At 71.4% G+C, this 13,690-nt stretch carries 15 protein-coding genes; 13 read left to right on the top strand and 2 right to left on the bottom strand.

The annotated features are described in order from the left end of the window. Positions 1–134 precede the first annotated feature (134 nt). Entirely contained in the window at positions 135–1,010 is an 876-nt protein-coding gene (locus ACZ55A_RS09475; RefSeq protein WP_468836712.1) for a trypsin-like peptidase domain-containing protein, read from the top strand. Positions 1,011–1,088: 78 nt separating this feature from the next. Here the strand turns inward: ACZ55A_RS09475 and ACZ55A_RS09470 are convergent, their stop codons facing one another. Beyond that, positions 1,089–2,129 carry a chitinase gene (locus tag ACZ55A_RS09470; RefSeq protein ID WP_468836709.1) on the bottom strand — a complete coding sequence of 347 codons (1,041 nt, stop codon included), beginning with the start codon at positions 2,127–2,129 and terminating at the stop codon, positions 1,089–1,091. 313 nt (positions 2,130–2,442) lie between these two features. Between ACZ55A_RS09470 and ACZ55A_RS09465 the strand changes: the two genes are divergently transcribed. The 12 genes from ACZ55A_RS09465 to ACZ55A_RS09410 all read left to right on the top strand — a co-directional run bounded on the left by ACZ55A_RS09465 (position 2,443) and on the right by ACZ55A_RS09410 (position 12,917). Continuing rightward, positions 2,443–3,906 carry a hypothetical protein gene (locus ACZ55A_RS09465; protein ID WP_468836706.1) on the top strand — a complete coding sequence of 488 codons (1,464 nt, stop codon included), beginning with the start codon at positions 2,443–2,445 and terminating at the stop codon, positions 3,904–3,906. A 65-nt stretch (positions 3,907–3,971) separates the two neighbouring features. Then, positions 3,972–4,688: a Flp pilus assembly protein CpaB gene (gene cpaB, locus ACZ55A_RS09460; RefSeq protein WP_468836704.1), complete on the top strand. Its 717-nt coding sequence runs from the start codon at positions 3,972–3,974 to the stop codon at positions 4,686–4,688. A 13-nt stretch (positions 4,689–4,701) separates the two neighbouring features. Next, positions 4,702–6,171: an AAA family ATPase gene (locus ACZ55A_RS09455; protein WP_468836701.1), complete on the top strand. Its 1,470-nt coding sequence runs from the start codon at positions 4,702–4,704 to the stop codon at positions 6,169–6,171. Between the two features lie 3 nt (positions 6,172–6,174). After that, positions 6,175–6,558, top strand: a complete 384-nt coding sequence (locus ACZ55A_RS09450; protein WP_468836699.1) for a TadE/TadG family type IV pilus assembly protein — start codon at positions 6,175–6,177, stop codon at positions 6,556–6,558. Beyond that, positions 6,555–7,025, top strand: coding sequence for a TadE family protein (locus tag ACZ55A_RS09445; protein WP_468836695.1), 471 nt, complete (start codon positions 6,555–6,557; stop codon positions 7,023–7,025). Before ACZ55A_RS09450 ends, ACZ55A_RS09445 begins: the two co-directional genes overlap by 4 nt. Next, a complete protein-coding gene (locus tag ACZ55A_RS09440) occupies positions 7,022–8,362 on the top strand; it encodes a CpaF family protein (RefSeq protein ID WP_468836692.1) in 1,341 nt (446 codons plus the stop codon). Before ACZ55A_RS09445 ends, ACZ55A_RS09440 begins: the two co-directional genes overlap by 4 nt. A 47-nt stretch (positions 8,363–8,409) precedes the next feature. Beyond that, positions 8,410–9,345 carry a type II secretion system F family protein gene (locus ACZ55A_RS09435; RefSeq protein WP_468837889.1) on the top strand — a complete coding sequence of 312 codons (936 nt, stop codon included), beginning with the start codon at positions 8,410–8,412 and terminating at the stop codon, positions 9,343–9,345. Positions 9,346–9,400: 55 nt separating this feature from the next. Further along, positions 9,401–10,294: a DUF5936 domain-containing protein gene (locus ACZ55A_RS09430; RefSeq protein ID WP_468836690.1), complete on the top strand. Its 894-nt coding sequence runs from the start codon at positions 9,401–9,403 to the stop codon at positions 10,292–10,294. A gap of 434 nt (positions 10,295–10,728) precedes the next feature. Then, a complete protein-coding gene (locus ACZ55A_RS09425) occupies positions 10,729–10,893 on the top strand; it encodes a membrane protein (RefSeq protein WP_018089307.1) in 165 nt (54 codons plus the stop codon). A 20-nt stretch (positions 10,894–10,913) separates the two neighbouring features. Continuing rightward, positions 10,914–11,630, top strand: coding sequence for a pilus assembly protein TadG-related protein (locus ACZ55A_RS09420; RefSeq protein ID WP_468836686.1), 717 nt, complete (start codon positions 10,914–10,916; stop codon positions 11,628–11,630). Positions 11,631–11,680: 50 nt separating this feature from the next. Next, positions 11,681–12,265: a hypothetical protein gene (locus tag ACZ55A_RS09415; protein ID WP_468836684.1), complete on the top strand. Its 585-nt coding sequence runs from the start codon at positions 11,681–11,683 to the stop codon at positions 12,263–12,265. A 13-nt stretch (positions 12,266–12,278) separates the two neighbouring features. After that, positions 12,279–12,917, top strand: a complete 639-nt coding sequence (locus tag ACZ55A_RS09410; protein WP_468836682.1) for an OmpA family protein — start codon at positions 12,279–12,281, stop codon at positions 12,915–12,917. A 23-nt stretch (positions 12,918–12,940) separates the two neighbouring features. Here the strand turns inward: ACZ55A_RS09410 and ACZ55A_RS09405 are convergent, their stop codons facing one another. After that, positions 12,941–13,504 (bottom strand): RDD family protein, encoded by a 564-nt coding sequence (locus tag ACZ55A_RS09405; protein WP_468836679.1) that lies wholly within the window; start codon positions 13,502–13,504, stop codon positions 12,941–12,943. Positions 13,505–13,690 lie beyond the last annotated feature (186 nt).

Below are 13,690 nucleotides of genomic sequence, written 5' to 3'. Positions count from 1 at the left end.
GTGGGTGAACCCGGCAACTTCCCATCGTTTTGCGGAAATTGATTGCCACGCGGGGCCCTGGCACTAACAATGCGCACGACAAAACCGAAGGATCCGCAAGGACCTCCGGTGACAGAAGCTGAGAGGACCCCCACATGAATCGACCTCTCGTCGGCACCCTGGCCACGGCCGTCCTGGGAGCCGCAGCCCTGACGGGCACCGTCGGAACGGCCCACGCGGCGCCCCAGCGGGCGGCGGACCACCTCACCCACCACAAGACCAAGGCGGTGGACTTCGCGGGCACCGTCGCACTGAGCAACTGCTCCGGCTCCCTGGTGCGGATGCCCTCCTCGCAGGCGAACGACCCGGCCCTGGTGATGTCCAACGGCCACTGTCTGGAAAGCGGTATGCCCGGCGCCGGCGAGGTCATCGTCGACCAGCCGTCCAGCCGTAGCTTCACCCTCCTGGACAAGTCGGCGCGCGAACTGGGCAGGGTCAAGGCCACCAAGATCGCCTACGCGACGATGACCGACACCGATGTCTCGCTCTACGAGACCGGTTCGACCTACGCCGAGATCGAGAAGAAGTACGGGATCAAGCCACTGGAGCTGGCCACCGAGCACCCGGCCAAGGGCGCCGCGATCAGCGTGGTCTCCGGGTACTGGAAGAAGATCTACTCCTGCAACATCGACGGGTTCGTGCCCACCCTCAAGGAGGGCGACTGGACCTGGAAGGACTCGGTCCGCTACACCCCCGAGTGCAAGACCATAGGCGGGACCTCCGGCTCGCCGGTGGTCGACACCACCAGCGGCAAGGTCGCGGCGATCAACAACACGGGCAACGAGGACGGCGAGAAGTGCACCGTCAACAACCCGTGCGAGGTCGACGAGAACGGCAAGGTCACGGTGCACCAGGGCATCAACTACGCCCAGGAGACGTACGGGATACCGAAGTGCTTCGGCACCGGTAACAAGCTGGACCTGAGCGCCGAGGGCTGTGAGCTGCCCAAGCCGGCGGCCACCCGTAGGTGACCCAAGGGACAGAGAACAGCCAGGTCCCGCGCACCGGGTGTGCGGGACCTGGCTGTGGGGCCTCCCGTACGGGTACCCCTACGGGAGGCCGTGCACGTGGGCGCCCACCTGGCCCGCGAACTCATTGCCGTTCGAGGCGTCCCAGTTGGTGGACCAGGTCATCGCACCGCGCAGCCCCGGATAGGTCCTGGACGGCTTGAAGGAGCCGCAGTTGCTGCCCTGGGTGAGACAGTCCAGGGCGGCGTTGACGACGGACGGGGCGACATACCCGCTGCCCGCTGCGCGGGCGGAGGCCGGGACACCGATGCCGACCTGGGACGGGTCGAGACCGCCCTCCAGCTGGATACAGGCCAGCGAGGTCAGGAAGTCCACCGAGCCCTGGGCGTAGACCTTGCCGTCACAGCCGTTCATCGAACCGCTGTTGTAGTACTGCATATTGACGGCGGTCAGGAAGTCCTTGATGCCGAGCGCCGTCTTGAAGTACTCGTTCTGCGGTGACTGCATATCGACGGTCTGCGGGGCCATGGTCACCACGACGTCGCCGTGCGCGGCGTGCACGGCCTTGAGCGCCTGCGTCATATACGCCGCGTTGAGGCCGTTCTCCAGGTCGATGTCGACGCCGTTGAAGCCGTACTCGTCCATCAGTTTGTTGATCGAGCCGGCGAAGTTCCTGGCGGAGGCGTCGTCGTTGACGGACACCGAGCCCTTCTCGCCGCCGACGGAGAGGATCACCGACTTGCCGGCCGCCTGCTTGGCCTTGATGTCCGCCTTGAAGTCGTCGACCGAGCCGTAGCCGACGGCGGGGTCGAGGCGGAAGGTGACGGCGCCGGGCTCGCCGGCCGCTTCGGCGAAGGAGACCGCGATGATGTCGTAGGCATCGTCGACGTCCTTCAGTTTCTGCACCGTGGCGCCGTTGTCGAAGTTCTGCCAGTAGCCGGTGAGGGCGTGCTTCGGTACGGCGGCGGTGGCGGCCGCGGCCGGGGCGGGGTGGCCGGCGGCCGCACTCGCGGTGCCCGCCGCGAGGGTGCCCACCGCAAGGGTGCCGGCCGAGAGCAGCGCCGTGGCGGCCAGCCCGGCAAGGAGCCTTCTCCTGACGTTTCCTGATGGTGCGCGAACCACGACTGCCTCCGTGTGGGGGGAAGTTGAGAGGGGTGGTGCGGATGCGCGCTCAGGGGCCCCTGTGCTGCCCACAACATGGTCCAGACCATTCGCCCTGTCAAGGGCCTTACGGGAACCCGGTGTTCCCGTAAGGGCCGCTCGGGCGGTACACGCCCTTTCCCTACGGGGTGAGGGTGATGACGAGTAGCCCAGAACGTGTTCTCTGGGGCGTATCTCTGTGGATAAAGTGCTGAGCGAATGGCGCCGATGGCGCAGAGCTGTGCCGATCCGCGGTCCCGGGACCCCCGGCGGCCGGAGGGAGTGGGGGAGCGACGTGCCGACCGCGATTGCAGTCACCAGCCCTGATATGGCGCTGCCCTCCCCCATGCTCTCAACTTCGTTCGAGCAGGGAGGTGCCCCCATCGACCGGCAGACCCCCGCCGCCGTCGTCCTCCAGGCGCCGCATCTCCAGCCGCTGGACGACGCCCTGACGGAGACCAGTGCCGTACTGGAGCACCACGGCCATCTCGTCGCGCTCTACTCCTCCGCCTGCCGGCCGGAGCACATCCGCCGGCTGCACACCCTGCGCGCGGTCCTGGAGAGCGACCGGATCGCCATCCTGCCGGTGCCCCTGCCACCGCTGGGGGTGGCCCTGCTCGCCCGTCAGCTGCGGCAGCTGTCGCTGTGCGACTTCAGCCCCGGCGTGCTGGCCAGCGCGGCGCGGCTGCTGACCCACTACATCCACGCCGGCGCCCTGCTGGGCAGCGTCAGCGGCCTGGACCGTGTCGAGGTCGATCTACGCGCGCAACTCAAGTCCTGGCTGCCCGGTGCGCACTTCGCGGTGCTGGCCAATCCCGAGCCGCAGCTGCTGCATCTGGACCGGCACAGCACCGAGGCCGGACTGCGGGCCCCCGGGTTCGCCACCCAGCTCGCGGTCGCCCGCGGTCAGCTCACCGCCGAGTGGGTGACCGGCTCGCTCGCCCCGGCCTGGCAGGTCCAGGGGGCGTACGAGGCCCGGCTGCCGGCCGAGTCCGCGCGCTGGTGGGGGACCCAGAAGCTGATCGAATTCGCCGCCGCCATCCCGGACCCGTCGGTCCTCTACCAGCTGGTGGCCTCCGTACGGCGCGAGGAGTGCGGCTGGTGCGGGCTGGAACTCCTCGGCGACCACTGCGCCTTCTGCGCGGCGCCGCTGGCGAGGGACCGGGCCGCGCGGGGCGGAGGACCGTCCGGGCGCGCCCCCGCGGCCATAGCGGGGCCGGAGCGGGCCGAGGGCGCCCCGGCTCCGGCGGCAACGACTCCGCAGACGCATCCGGCTCCCGCTCCGGCGCCGGACACGGACCGCGCTCCGGCCCCGGAGCCGGCGCCGGCCACGGATCAGGCCACGGAATCCGCTCCCGCCACGGGCGCACCTCCGACCCCTGGATGGCCTTCCGCGCCCGGCTCGCCTTCCGCGCCCGCCACGGATTCCGCGCCCCCGCCGTCCGCACCGCCGCCGTCCGCACCGTGGGCCGAGCGCGGTCTGTCGCCGGTGGCACCGGCGGGCGTGCCCGGAGGCCAGGGCGGACCGGCGCATCTGGACGTACGCGGACCGGCCCCCGCCACCGGCGGACCCGGGCCGTACGGGGCGGGGCCGGCCGCTCCGGGCAACCCCTACGGGTCCGGCCGCCCCGTACCGGGGAACCCCTACGCGTCCGACGGCCCCCATGCCCCCGGCCGCTGGGATCTGCCCGGCCACCCCGATTACGCCGGTGAGCCGGAGTCTCCCGGTGCGCCGCGGACGGTGGCCCGCGTGCGCTGAGACCGACCCCCCGGCCCACCCCTGGCCAACCCTTGTCCCCCCGTCCCGATCGAGGTCCCTCCCCCATGAACTCACGCCAGCGCCGCGGAGTGATCCTGCTGCTCCTGTCGGTCCTGTGTGCGGTCGGCGCGTTCGTCGGCGTGCTGTCGGTGATCAACAACGTCGAGTCCAAGGTCGGACCCGAGAAGACCGCATACCGGCTGAAGACGGATGTGGCCGCCTATAAAGCGCTGGATCCTGGGCAGTTCGAAAAGGTGAAGATGCCGCAGCGCTGGCTGCCGCCCACCGCCGTGACCGATCTGGACCGGGTCAGCGGCAGGATCGCGGTGACCCCGCTCAAGAAGGGGTCGCTGCTCCAGGACGACATGATCGTCGAGCGGCCCGCGCTGAAGCCCGGGCAGCAGGAGATCGCCATCATGATCGACGCGGCCACCGGAGTGGCCGGCAAGATCAACCCGGGAGCCCGGGTGAACATCTACGCCACCTTCGAGGGCAAGCGCCCCGAGGACAAGCCGGTCTCCAAGGTCATCGTCGCCGCCGCCCAGGTCATCGACGTCGGCAAGCTGACGCCCCTGGAGGCCAAGGACCCGGGCGACACCACTACGGGCCGGCAGGCCGGTGAGGCGGTCCCGATCACCTTCGCGCTCAACACCCAGGACGCCCAACGGGTCGCCTACGCCGAGTCCTTCGCCTCCCATGTGCGGCTCGCCCTGCTCGCGCCCGGCAGCGAGACGGTCATCCCGCCCGGCCAGCGCAGCTACACCCTCGACGGCGACAAGTGACCCGGAGGCTCAGGTGACCATCCGTATCCTCCCGGCGATCGGCGACCCGGACGCCGCCCGTGCGGTGTCCTCGCTGCTCCACCAACTGCCGGACGCCGAGCCAGGACCCGCGGTCGCCGACTCCACCGCGCTGCTCAACGCGCTGGCCGGCGCCGCCGCACAGGGCACCGGCGCCCCGCCCGCGGGCCAGGGCCCCGCCGCGCCCGCCGGCGGCCCGTCGTCCGCCGTCGAGGCGCTGCCCGAGGTCGTCCTGGTCCATGAACGGATCGGCCCGATGCCGGCGCTGGAGCTGATCCGCGAGGTGGCGCTGCGCTTCCCCGCGGTCGGCGTCGTCCTGATCACCGCCGACGCCGGACCCGCGCTGTTCTCCGCGGCGATGGACGCCGGGGCCCGGGGCATCGTCGGACTGCCGCTCGGCTACGACGAGTTGGCCGCCCGGGTGCAGGCCGCCGCCCAGTGGTCCGCGGGCGTACGGGTCCACCTGGGGGGCAGCACGGATGCGCCCCCCGGGCCGACCGGCACCCTGGTGACCGTGACCGGCGCCAAGGGCGGCGTCGGCACCACCGTCACCGCCGTCCATCTGGCGCTGGCCGCGCGGGCCGCGGGCCGCAGCGTCGCCCTGGTGGACCTCGATCTCCAGTCCGGCGATGTGGCCTCCTACCTGGACGTCCAGTTCCGCCGCTCGGTCGTCGACCTGGCCGGGATCCAGGACATCTCCGTACGGGTCCTCCAGGACGCGGTGCACGACCACCACACGGGCCTCGGGCTGCTGCTGGCGCCGGAGGAGGGCGAGCGCGGTGAGGAGGTCGACGACCGGGCGGCCCGCCAGATCATCGGCGCGCTGCGCTCCCGCTACGAAGTGGTGCTGGTCGACTGCGGCTCCCAGATGCAGTCCGCCAACGCCGCGGCCGTCGAACTGGCCGATGTGGCGCTGCTGGTGACGACTCCGGACGTGGTGGCCGTACGGGCCGCCAAGCGGCAGGTACGGCTGTGGGACCGGTTGCAGATCCGCAAGGCGGAGGACACCACGACGGTGGTCAACCGCCTCACCCGCAGTACCGAGATCCAGCCGCCGCTGGTCGCCAAGGCCACCGGCACCCAGGTGGCCCGTACCCCGGTGCCGGCCGCCTTCAAGGAGCTCCAGCCCTGCGTCGACGCGGGCCGGATGCAGGACCTGGACGACCGGTCGACGGTCAAGCAGGCGCTGTGGACGCTGGCGGGCGAACTGGGGCTGGTCGAGGCACCGGCCGTGCGGCAGGGCCGCGGCAGCCACCGGGCGCGCCCCACGCTGACCGGGCGCAGGCGCAAGGCCATAGGGGCGGGGGCGGCTCCTGGTTCCGGGACGGCTCAGGGTCCGGCGTCAGGGGCGGCGTCCGGGGCCGGTGCGGGGGCCGCGGCCCGGTTCGGCGCGCGGCGCGGCTCCGCCCCCACGGGCGGCGGCCAGGGCCCGTTCGATCCGGCCGGCCCGTACGAGGAGGGCTGAGCGGTGCGGCGCCCGCTGGGCGGCGACGACCGGGGGCAGGTCTCCGTGGAGTTCCTGGGGCTGCTCCCGCTGATCCTCGTGGTGCTCGTACTGCTCTGGCAGTTCGTGCTGGTCGGTTACACCTACTCGCTCGCCGCCCACGCCGCCGACCGGGGCGCCAGGGCCGCCACCGCCACCGAGGGCGGCGGCGCGGGGGCCTGCCGCGCCGCCGCCGAGGGCGAACTGCCCAGCGCCTGGCGGGGCGGCGCCACGACCTCCTGCGGGACGGCGGGCGGACTGTGGAAGGCCACCGTCCGCATCCAGGTGCCGGTGCTCTTCCCTGGCGCCGGCGACTTCCCGTGGCCGGTCACCGGCTCGGCCGGCGCCGCGAAGGAGGACCGCCGGTGAGGCCCGTACGCATCCCCGCCCGGCTGCGCATCCCCGCCCGGCTGCGCGGCCACGGCCGCGACCGTGGCCAGGTGTCCATCGAATTCCTCGGTTTCCTGCCGCTCCTGCTGGTCATCGCGCTGGCCGTGATCCAGCTCGGCCTGGCGGCCTACACCGTCCAGCAGGCCGGCACCGGAGCGCGCGCCGCGGCCCGCACCGCCTCGATGGACCGGGCCGACCGCGAGACCGACCCGTCGAGCGCCGGCAAGGCCGCCATGAGCGGCTGGGTCGCGCGCGGCGCCGGGGTCTCGGTGAGCGGCGACGGCGGTGGTTCGGTCCGCGCGACGGTGCGGGTCACCATCCCCTCGATCATCCCCGGCGTCGACGACTTCGGCACCGCCACCCGCAGCGCCACCATGCCCCGCCCCGAGCACCCCCGTGTCCTCGGCGGCGCGGTGCGTACGTACGAAGGAGCACCCCCGCGATGAGCCTGAAAGGCCGGATCGTCGCACCCGAGCCGCCCGCCGAGGCGCGCCACGACAGCCATATGGTCGCCACCTACCGCGCCAAGCTGCTGGAGGAGATCGACCTCGCCGAGATGTCCTCGCTGGCCGCCGCCGAGCGCCGCTCGCGGCTGGAGCGCGTCCTCGGCCACATCATCAGCCGCGAGGGCCCGGTGCTGTCCACCGCCGAACGCGGCCGGCTGATCCGCCGGGTGGTCGACGAGGCGCTGGGCCTGGGCGTGCTGGAACCGCTGCTGGAGGACGCCTCGATCACCGAGATCATGGTCAACGGCCCGGACCAGGTGTACGTCGAGCGCGCCGGCCGGGTCGAGCTCGTGCCCGTACGCTTCGCCTCGCACGAGCAGCTGATGCAGACCATCGAGCGGATCGTCTCCACCGTCAACCGCCGGGTGGACGAGTCCAATCCGATGGTCGACGCCCGCCTCCCCTCCGGCGAACGCGTCAATGTCATCATCCCGCCGCTCGCCCTGAACGGCGCCACCCTCACCATCCGCCGCTTCCCGCGCGCCTACACCCTCGCCGAACTCATCGGGAGGGGCACCCTCGACGAGCAGATGCTGATGCTGCTGGCGGGACTGGTGCGCGCCAAGTTCAATGTGGTGGTCTCCGGGGCCACCGGCGCCGGCAAGACCACCCTCCTCAACGCGCTCTCCGGCCTCATCCCGGACGGCGAACGCATCATCACCGTCGAGGACGCCGCCGAACTCCAGCTCCAGCAGTCCCACGTCATCCGGCTGGAGTCCCGGCCGCCCAACGTGGAGGGCAAGGGCCGGATCACCATCCGCGACCTCGTACGCAACTCCCTGCGCATGCGCCCCGACCGCATCATCGTCGGCGAGGTGCGCGGCGGCGAAACCCTCGACATGCTCCAGGCGATGTCCACCGGTCACGACGGCTCGCTCGCCACCGTCCATGCCAACAGCGCCGAGGACGCCCTGATGCGGCTCCAGACACTGGCGTCCATGTCGGATGTGAAGATCCCCTTCGAGGCGCTGCGGGACCAGATCAACAGCGCCGTCGACTGCATCGTCCAGCTCACCCGGCACGCCGACGGCTCCCGCCGGATCAGCGAGATCGCCCTCCTCGACTCCCGGGGCCACGAGGACTACCGGATCGCCACGGTCTGCCGCTTCGACGCCGAACCGATGGGCGCCGACCGCATCGTGCACGGCCGCTTCCGCTACTTCCCGCTGCCCCGCCGGGTCGCCGAACGCCTCTTCATGGCCAGCGAGCCGACCCCGGCCGCCTTCGGCGTGGCGGCCACCGACGACCAACTCGCCACCCGGAAGGCCACTTCATGACCGGCTGGGCCCTGACCACTGCCGCCGGGGGGCTGATCCCGGCCTCCATGAACCAGCTCGCCCTGCTCACCATCGGGGCCACGCTGCTGTGCGGGGTGCTCGCGATCGCCGGCGCCCGCACCTTCGCCGCCGGACGCGCCCAGCGCCAGGCCATCGTCGACCGGCTCGACGACGAACACGGCCTGCCGGTCACCGGCCGGCGCCGCTTCCCGTCCCTCGACCGCACCCTGCGCGGCACCCGCTTCGGCCGCCGGCTCGAACTGCGGCTGGCCGCCACCGGCCTGGACGTCACCCCCGGCGAATTCTTCGTCGCCATGCTCGTCGCGGTCGTCGCCCTCTGGCTGACCGCCCACGCCGTCCTCGCCCCCTTCTTCGGCCCGATCGCCGCACTGGTGGCCGTCTGGGCGGCCTTCGCCTTCCTCAACTGGCAGCGTCAGAAGCGCATCGAGAAGTTCATCAACCAGCTGCCCGAACTCTCCCGGATCCTCGCCAACGCCACCCAGGCCGGGCTGGCGCTGCGCACCGCCCTGGGCATGGCGGCCGAGGAGCTGGAGGCGCCGGCCGGGGAGGAGCTGGCCAAGGTCTCCGACAAGCTCGCGGTCGGCCACTCCATCGAGGAGGCGCTGGGGGAACTGGCCGAACGCCTCCCCTCCCGCGAACTCGTCGTCCTGGTGACCACCTTGGTGCTCTCCAACCGGGCGGGAGGCACCGTCGTCGGATCGCTCCGTAACCTCACCACCACCCTGGAGGAGCGCAAGGAGACCCGGCGCGAGGTCCGCACCCAGCTCTCCCAGGTCGTGGTCACCGCCTACGTGGTCCCGCTGCTCGGCATCGGCACCCTGCTGCTGATGAACCGGATCGCGCCCGGCGCCATCGAGCGGATGACCTCCTCCTTCCTCGGCCAGCTCGCGGTCGTCGTCGCCTTCGTCCTCTACGGGCTCGGCTTCTTCTTCATCCGCCGCCTGTCCAAGATCGACGTCTGACCACCATGGCCACCGGACCGGGACCGGTCACCGCAACAGCAACGGAATGATGGGAATGGGAATCGCAATCCTCCTCGCCGCGGCCTTCGCCCTCTCGGTCGCCGGCATCTGCTGCGGTATCGCCCTCTACCGCCGCGAGGCCCGGCTGCCGCCCGACCTGGCGCTGTCCCTGGAGGTCGGCGCGACCCGTACGACGGCGGTCGGCTCCGCGGTGGACCGCGCCGGGATGCGCTACGCCCCGCTGGTCCTGCGCCTGATGGGCGACAAACGTACGGCCCGCATCCGCCGCCGCATCGACCTGGCCGGCAACCCCGGCGGACTGACCGTCGACCGCTACGCCGCCCGCCGCGCGGTCTACGGCGCACTCGGCTTCTTCGGCGCCCTGGTGATGTTCCTGCGCGGCCAGCCGGTTCTCGGCGTCCTGATGGTCCTCTTCGGCCTCTTCTGGACCGAGGTCGGCATCTGGGCCGCCATTCGCCAGCGCAAGGACACCATCGAACGCACCCTTCCGGACTTTCTGGATGTCCTCGCCGTCGTCGTCAGCGCCGGTCTGAGCTTCCGTCAGGCACTGGACCGTGTCGCGGAGAAGTACGAGGGCCCGTGGGCGGATGAACTCCGGATCACGCTCCGGCAGATGGACATGGGCGTCAGCCGTCGCGCCGCCTTCGAGGAGCTGCGCAAACGCAACGACTCCGAACAGGTCGCCCAGTTCGTCACCGCCCTCCAGCAGGGCGAGGAGCTGGGCTCCCCGATTGTCGACACCCTGATCCAGATCGCCAACGACATGCGCCGCACCGACGCCCAGAACGCCCGCCGCCGCGCCGCCCGCGCGGTACCCAAAGCCACCATGGTCGTCACGACGTTTATGGTTCCGGCCACGATGATCCTGCTCATCGCCGGTTTCTTCCTGGGCTCCGGCACCAACTTCGGCTCGCTGGTGGGCGACTGACGGCCCGATCACGGTTGGCCCTCGTCCCCGGCCCGCACCCCCGGCCGCAGCCGCCCGCGGACCGGCCGGATGCGGACGCTGCACCGCCCGCTTCTCGTCAACGCCTTCGCAGGAGCAACGAGTTGTGTCACAGTGGGTAGGCCGGTGGTCTGCTCCGCGCTACGGTGCTGGGCGCCCGGCGGTCCGCATGGGCATCGGAACGGGGCAATGTCCCGGAGGGGGAGCGGGGGTGGACAGGGTGCGGCTGAGTGGCCGAAATGCGCCGTTGTACGTTCTGCCCGTGTCCCCGAAAGAGGATTGGGTACGGAATCCCTGTTCCGGGAGCCTGGTTCCGGCGTACTTTTCTGGTGTCATGAGCGCGGTCGGACGCGCCGGCACCACGGGGGCAGACCAGCCGGACCAGAGCGGTACGGCCGCCCATGGAGGGGAAGACGATGGCGAAGCGGATTTTGGGGAACGACCGGGGACAGACCTCGATCGAGTACCTCGGCATCATCGCGGTGGTCGTGGCGATCGTTCTGGTCCTGTCGACCACGGACTTCGGCAGCCAGATCGCCAATGCCATCGCCAACAAGATCTCCGACGTCGTCGGAATCTAGGGCGTACCGCCGCCACCGCCGTGACGGCCACCACCACGCGCCGGGGCAGGCGCGACGCCGGGCAGGCCTTTCCGCTCTACATCGTGGCGGTCGGAGGCCTGCTCTTTCTCGCGCTCGCCTTCTTCGCCGTCGGACAGGCGGCGGCCACCCGCAACGGTGCGCAGACCGCCGCCGACGCGGCCGCGCTCGCCGCCGGCCAGAAGTACCGCGATCTGCTGACCAAGGGCGTGCTCGACGGCATCCGCGACGGCAGCTACGAGAGCAACAAGGCCGCCTGGGAGGACCTGGTGAACGGGCGCGGTGCGCCGTCCGGGGCGGCGTGCACGAACGCGGACTGGTTCGCCGGCCGGAACGGTGCCGCGCTCTCGGCCTGCAACCCGGATTCCTGGCCGACGTCCTTCGCCGTCACCGTCAGGACCCGTGGTTCCGTGGGCCGTTCGGTCATCCCGGGGACCGAGAACAAACATGCGTCGGCGGCGGCGAAGTCCGTCGTCGGCCCCCGCTGCACGCTGGGGACGGCCGAGGACGACGGCCACGGGAAGGGCGGTACGGACGGCGAGGACGACAAGGGAGGCACGGACGACAAGGGGGGCAAGGGAGACGGGCGCGGGAAGGACGCCCCGGAGCCCGCCCCCGTCAAGCTCACCTGCGACGGCAAGGACTGGACGCTCGACCCCGGCCACCTCCAGGACCTGCCCGACGCCGCCGACCTCTTCTCGGTACGCCTGGCCCACTGACACCGCACACCGACCTCACCGAGCACACGACGATCGAAGGAATCGCATCCATGAGCATTCGGCGCACCACGAAGGCCGCCAGGGGAGCGGTCGCCATGGCGAGCGCTGTCGGCCTGGCTCTCGTCGTGGCCGGCTGCGGCGGTGGCGGTGACGGCGGTGCGCAGCCGGACGACAAGAAACCGCCCGCCCGCAGCAGCGGCCCCAAGGACGGCGGCCCCGGAACCCCGGCGGCCGACTCCAACAAGGTGATCGGCGAGATGAAGGGCCCCGACGGCATCGTGGTCACCCTGCACTCCGTCGTCCGCGACTCCGGCGGCTTCGTCACCGTCAACGGCACGGTCACCAACCACGGCACCCGTGCCTTCAATGCCATCGACTGGCGCTCCAACGAGACCGATCTGCGCTCCCGTTCCTCCATCTCCGGGGCCACCCTCGTCGACAAGGCGGGCAAGAAGCGCTATCTGGTGCTGCGCGACACCAACGGCGAATGCCTGTGTACGACCGGGCTGAGCGGGCTGATGCCCGGCGCCGGCCGCCCGATCTTCGCCCAGTTCCCGGCGCCGCCGGCGAAGGTGACCGAGGTCGACTTCCAGCTGCCGACGATGCCGCCGGCCAGCGTGCAGATCACGGACTGAGCGGGCCGCCCCGATGACCGCGATCCCGAACCCCCGAGCCCGTTGTGCGCCCCGAGCGCCCCGCAGTGCCGTCTGCGCCGCCGTCGCCCTGCTGCTGACCGCGGCGCTGTCGGTCCCCACCGCGCACGCCGACCCGCCCGGCATGACCGAGGACTCCAGCCCCCCGGTGAAGATCGACCCCGACGACCCCGATCTGCGGATGGTGCAGGGCGCCCGGCTCGCACCGTCCAAGGTGCTCAACATCAAGTCGATCGTGGAGACCGACGACGGCTCCGAGCGGCGGCAGGACACCAACGACAATGTGACCTTCGCGCTCCAGGCCGAGGTGCTGTTCGGCAAGGACAGCGCCAAGCTGACGCCGGACGCGCTGTCCCGTATCGCCACCATCGGCGCGGAGATCAAGAAGCAGCACGCCACCAGCCTGCGGGTCTTCGGCTTCACCGACAATCTCGGCTCGGCCGGCCACGGTCTGGTGTTGTCCCGGCAGCGCGCCAACGCGGTCCAGCAGGAGCTGGCCAAGGACCTCGGTTCGTCGGTGAGTTTCCAGATCCGCGGCTATGGCGAGCAGTACCCGATCGCCGACAACGGCACCGAGGAAGGCCGCAAGAAGAACCGCCGGGTCGAGGTCAGCTTCCCCCGCGGCGGGTCGTAAAAGGGGCGGTCACCAGACGGCGGTCACCAGACGGGCGGCGGTGCCTGTGCCCCGCGCATCCGGCTGCGGACGACCACACTGCCGGCCGTCTTGTCGTGCAGGCACTGCCGGTACGGCTGGTCCCAGAGGCAGAAGAGCGCGTCGAGCAGGCTGAGCACCGGCACCGCCCACATGCCCAGATGGGCGAAGTGCCGCCCCAGGGCCTGCCCGTAGGAGAGATTGCGGCCGTCACTCAGCCGCACGACATGCAGTCCGCAGATCAGCTTGCCTGCCGTGCCCCCGCAACGGGCGGTCAGCAGCGGCGAGTAGAGGAAGAGCAACGCCAGCGCGGTCAGGCCGACGAGGGAGAAGGGCACATTGTCGCGTGAGCCGCCGAAGGAGACCAAGAGGCCGATGGCCCCCGAGACGACGGACATGACGACGCAGGCGAGCACCACGTCGATGACCACGGCGACCAGCCGCAGCCCCTGATTCCCGAGGGCGTACGGCGGCGGCCCCGGCGGGACCGTCAGCCCGGCGGGCACCGGGTGAACCGGAGGTATGTGCGGCGGTACGGACGGCGGAACCGGCCCGGGCATCGCGTTCATGCCGCGCATGTGACCACTTACGGGCCCCGGAGGGCAACTCGCGGGCCGCCGCGCACTGCTGGCGCCGGTGGCCGCCGACTTTGCGGACACCCCCTAGGGGGTGTCCGCAAAGTCCCGTCTGGCCCGCGACGCCTGGCACGGCGCCTCGCTGCGTTGTCGGGATCGTCCACGTAGACCCACTACGAG

Source organism: Streptomyces sp. NPDC034111 (assembly GCF_055575375.1).
Note: the sequence above shows the minus strand (reverse complement) of the source record. Positions and strands in the feature narration are given on the sequence as shown.

Bases quoted from the DNA above. Each gene is read 5' to 3' on its own strand.
- ACZ55A_RS09475 (WP_468836712.1), top strand. From the start codon at position 135: ATGAATCGACCTCTCGTCGGCACCCTGGCCACGGCCGTCCTGGGAGCC.
- cpaB (WP_468836704.1), top strand. From the start codon at position 3,972: ATGAACTCACGCCAGCGCCGCGGAGTGATCCTGCTGCTCCTGTCGGTC.
- ACZ55A_RS09440 (WP_468836692.1), top strand. From the start codon at position 7,022: ATGAGCCTGAAAGGCCGGATCGTCGCACCCGAGCCGCCCGCCGAGGCG.
- ACZ55A_RS09435 (WP_468837889.1), top strand. From the start codon at position 8,410: ATGAACCAGCTCGCCCTGCTCACCATCGGGGCCACGCTGCTGTGCGGG.
- ACZ55A_RS09430 (WP_468836690.1), top strand. From the start codon at position 9,401: ATGGGAATCGCAATCCTCCTCGCCGCGGCCTTCGCCCTCTCGGTCGCC.
- ACZ55A_RS09425 (WP_018089307.1), top strand. From the start codon at position 10,729: ATGGCGAAGCGGATTTTGGGGAACGACCGGGGACAGACCTCGATCGAG.
- ACZ55A_RS09415 (WP_468836684.1), top strand. From the start codon at position 11,681: ATGAGCATTCGGCGCACCACGAAGGCCGCCAGGGGAGCGGTCGCCATG.
- ACZ55A_RS09410 (WP_468836682.1), top strand. From the start codon at position 12,279: ATGACCGCGATCCCGAACCCCCGAGCCCGTTGTGCGCCCCGAGCGCCC.
- ACZ55A_RS09405 (WP_468836679.1), bottom strand. From the start codon at position 13,504: ATGAACGCGATGCCCGGGCCGGTTCCGCCGTCCGTACCGCCGCACATA.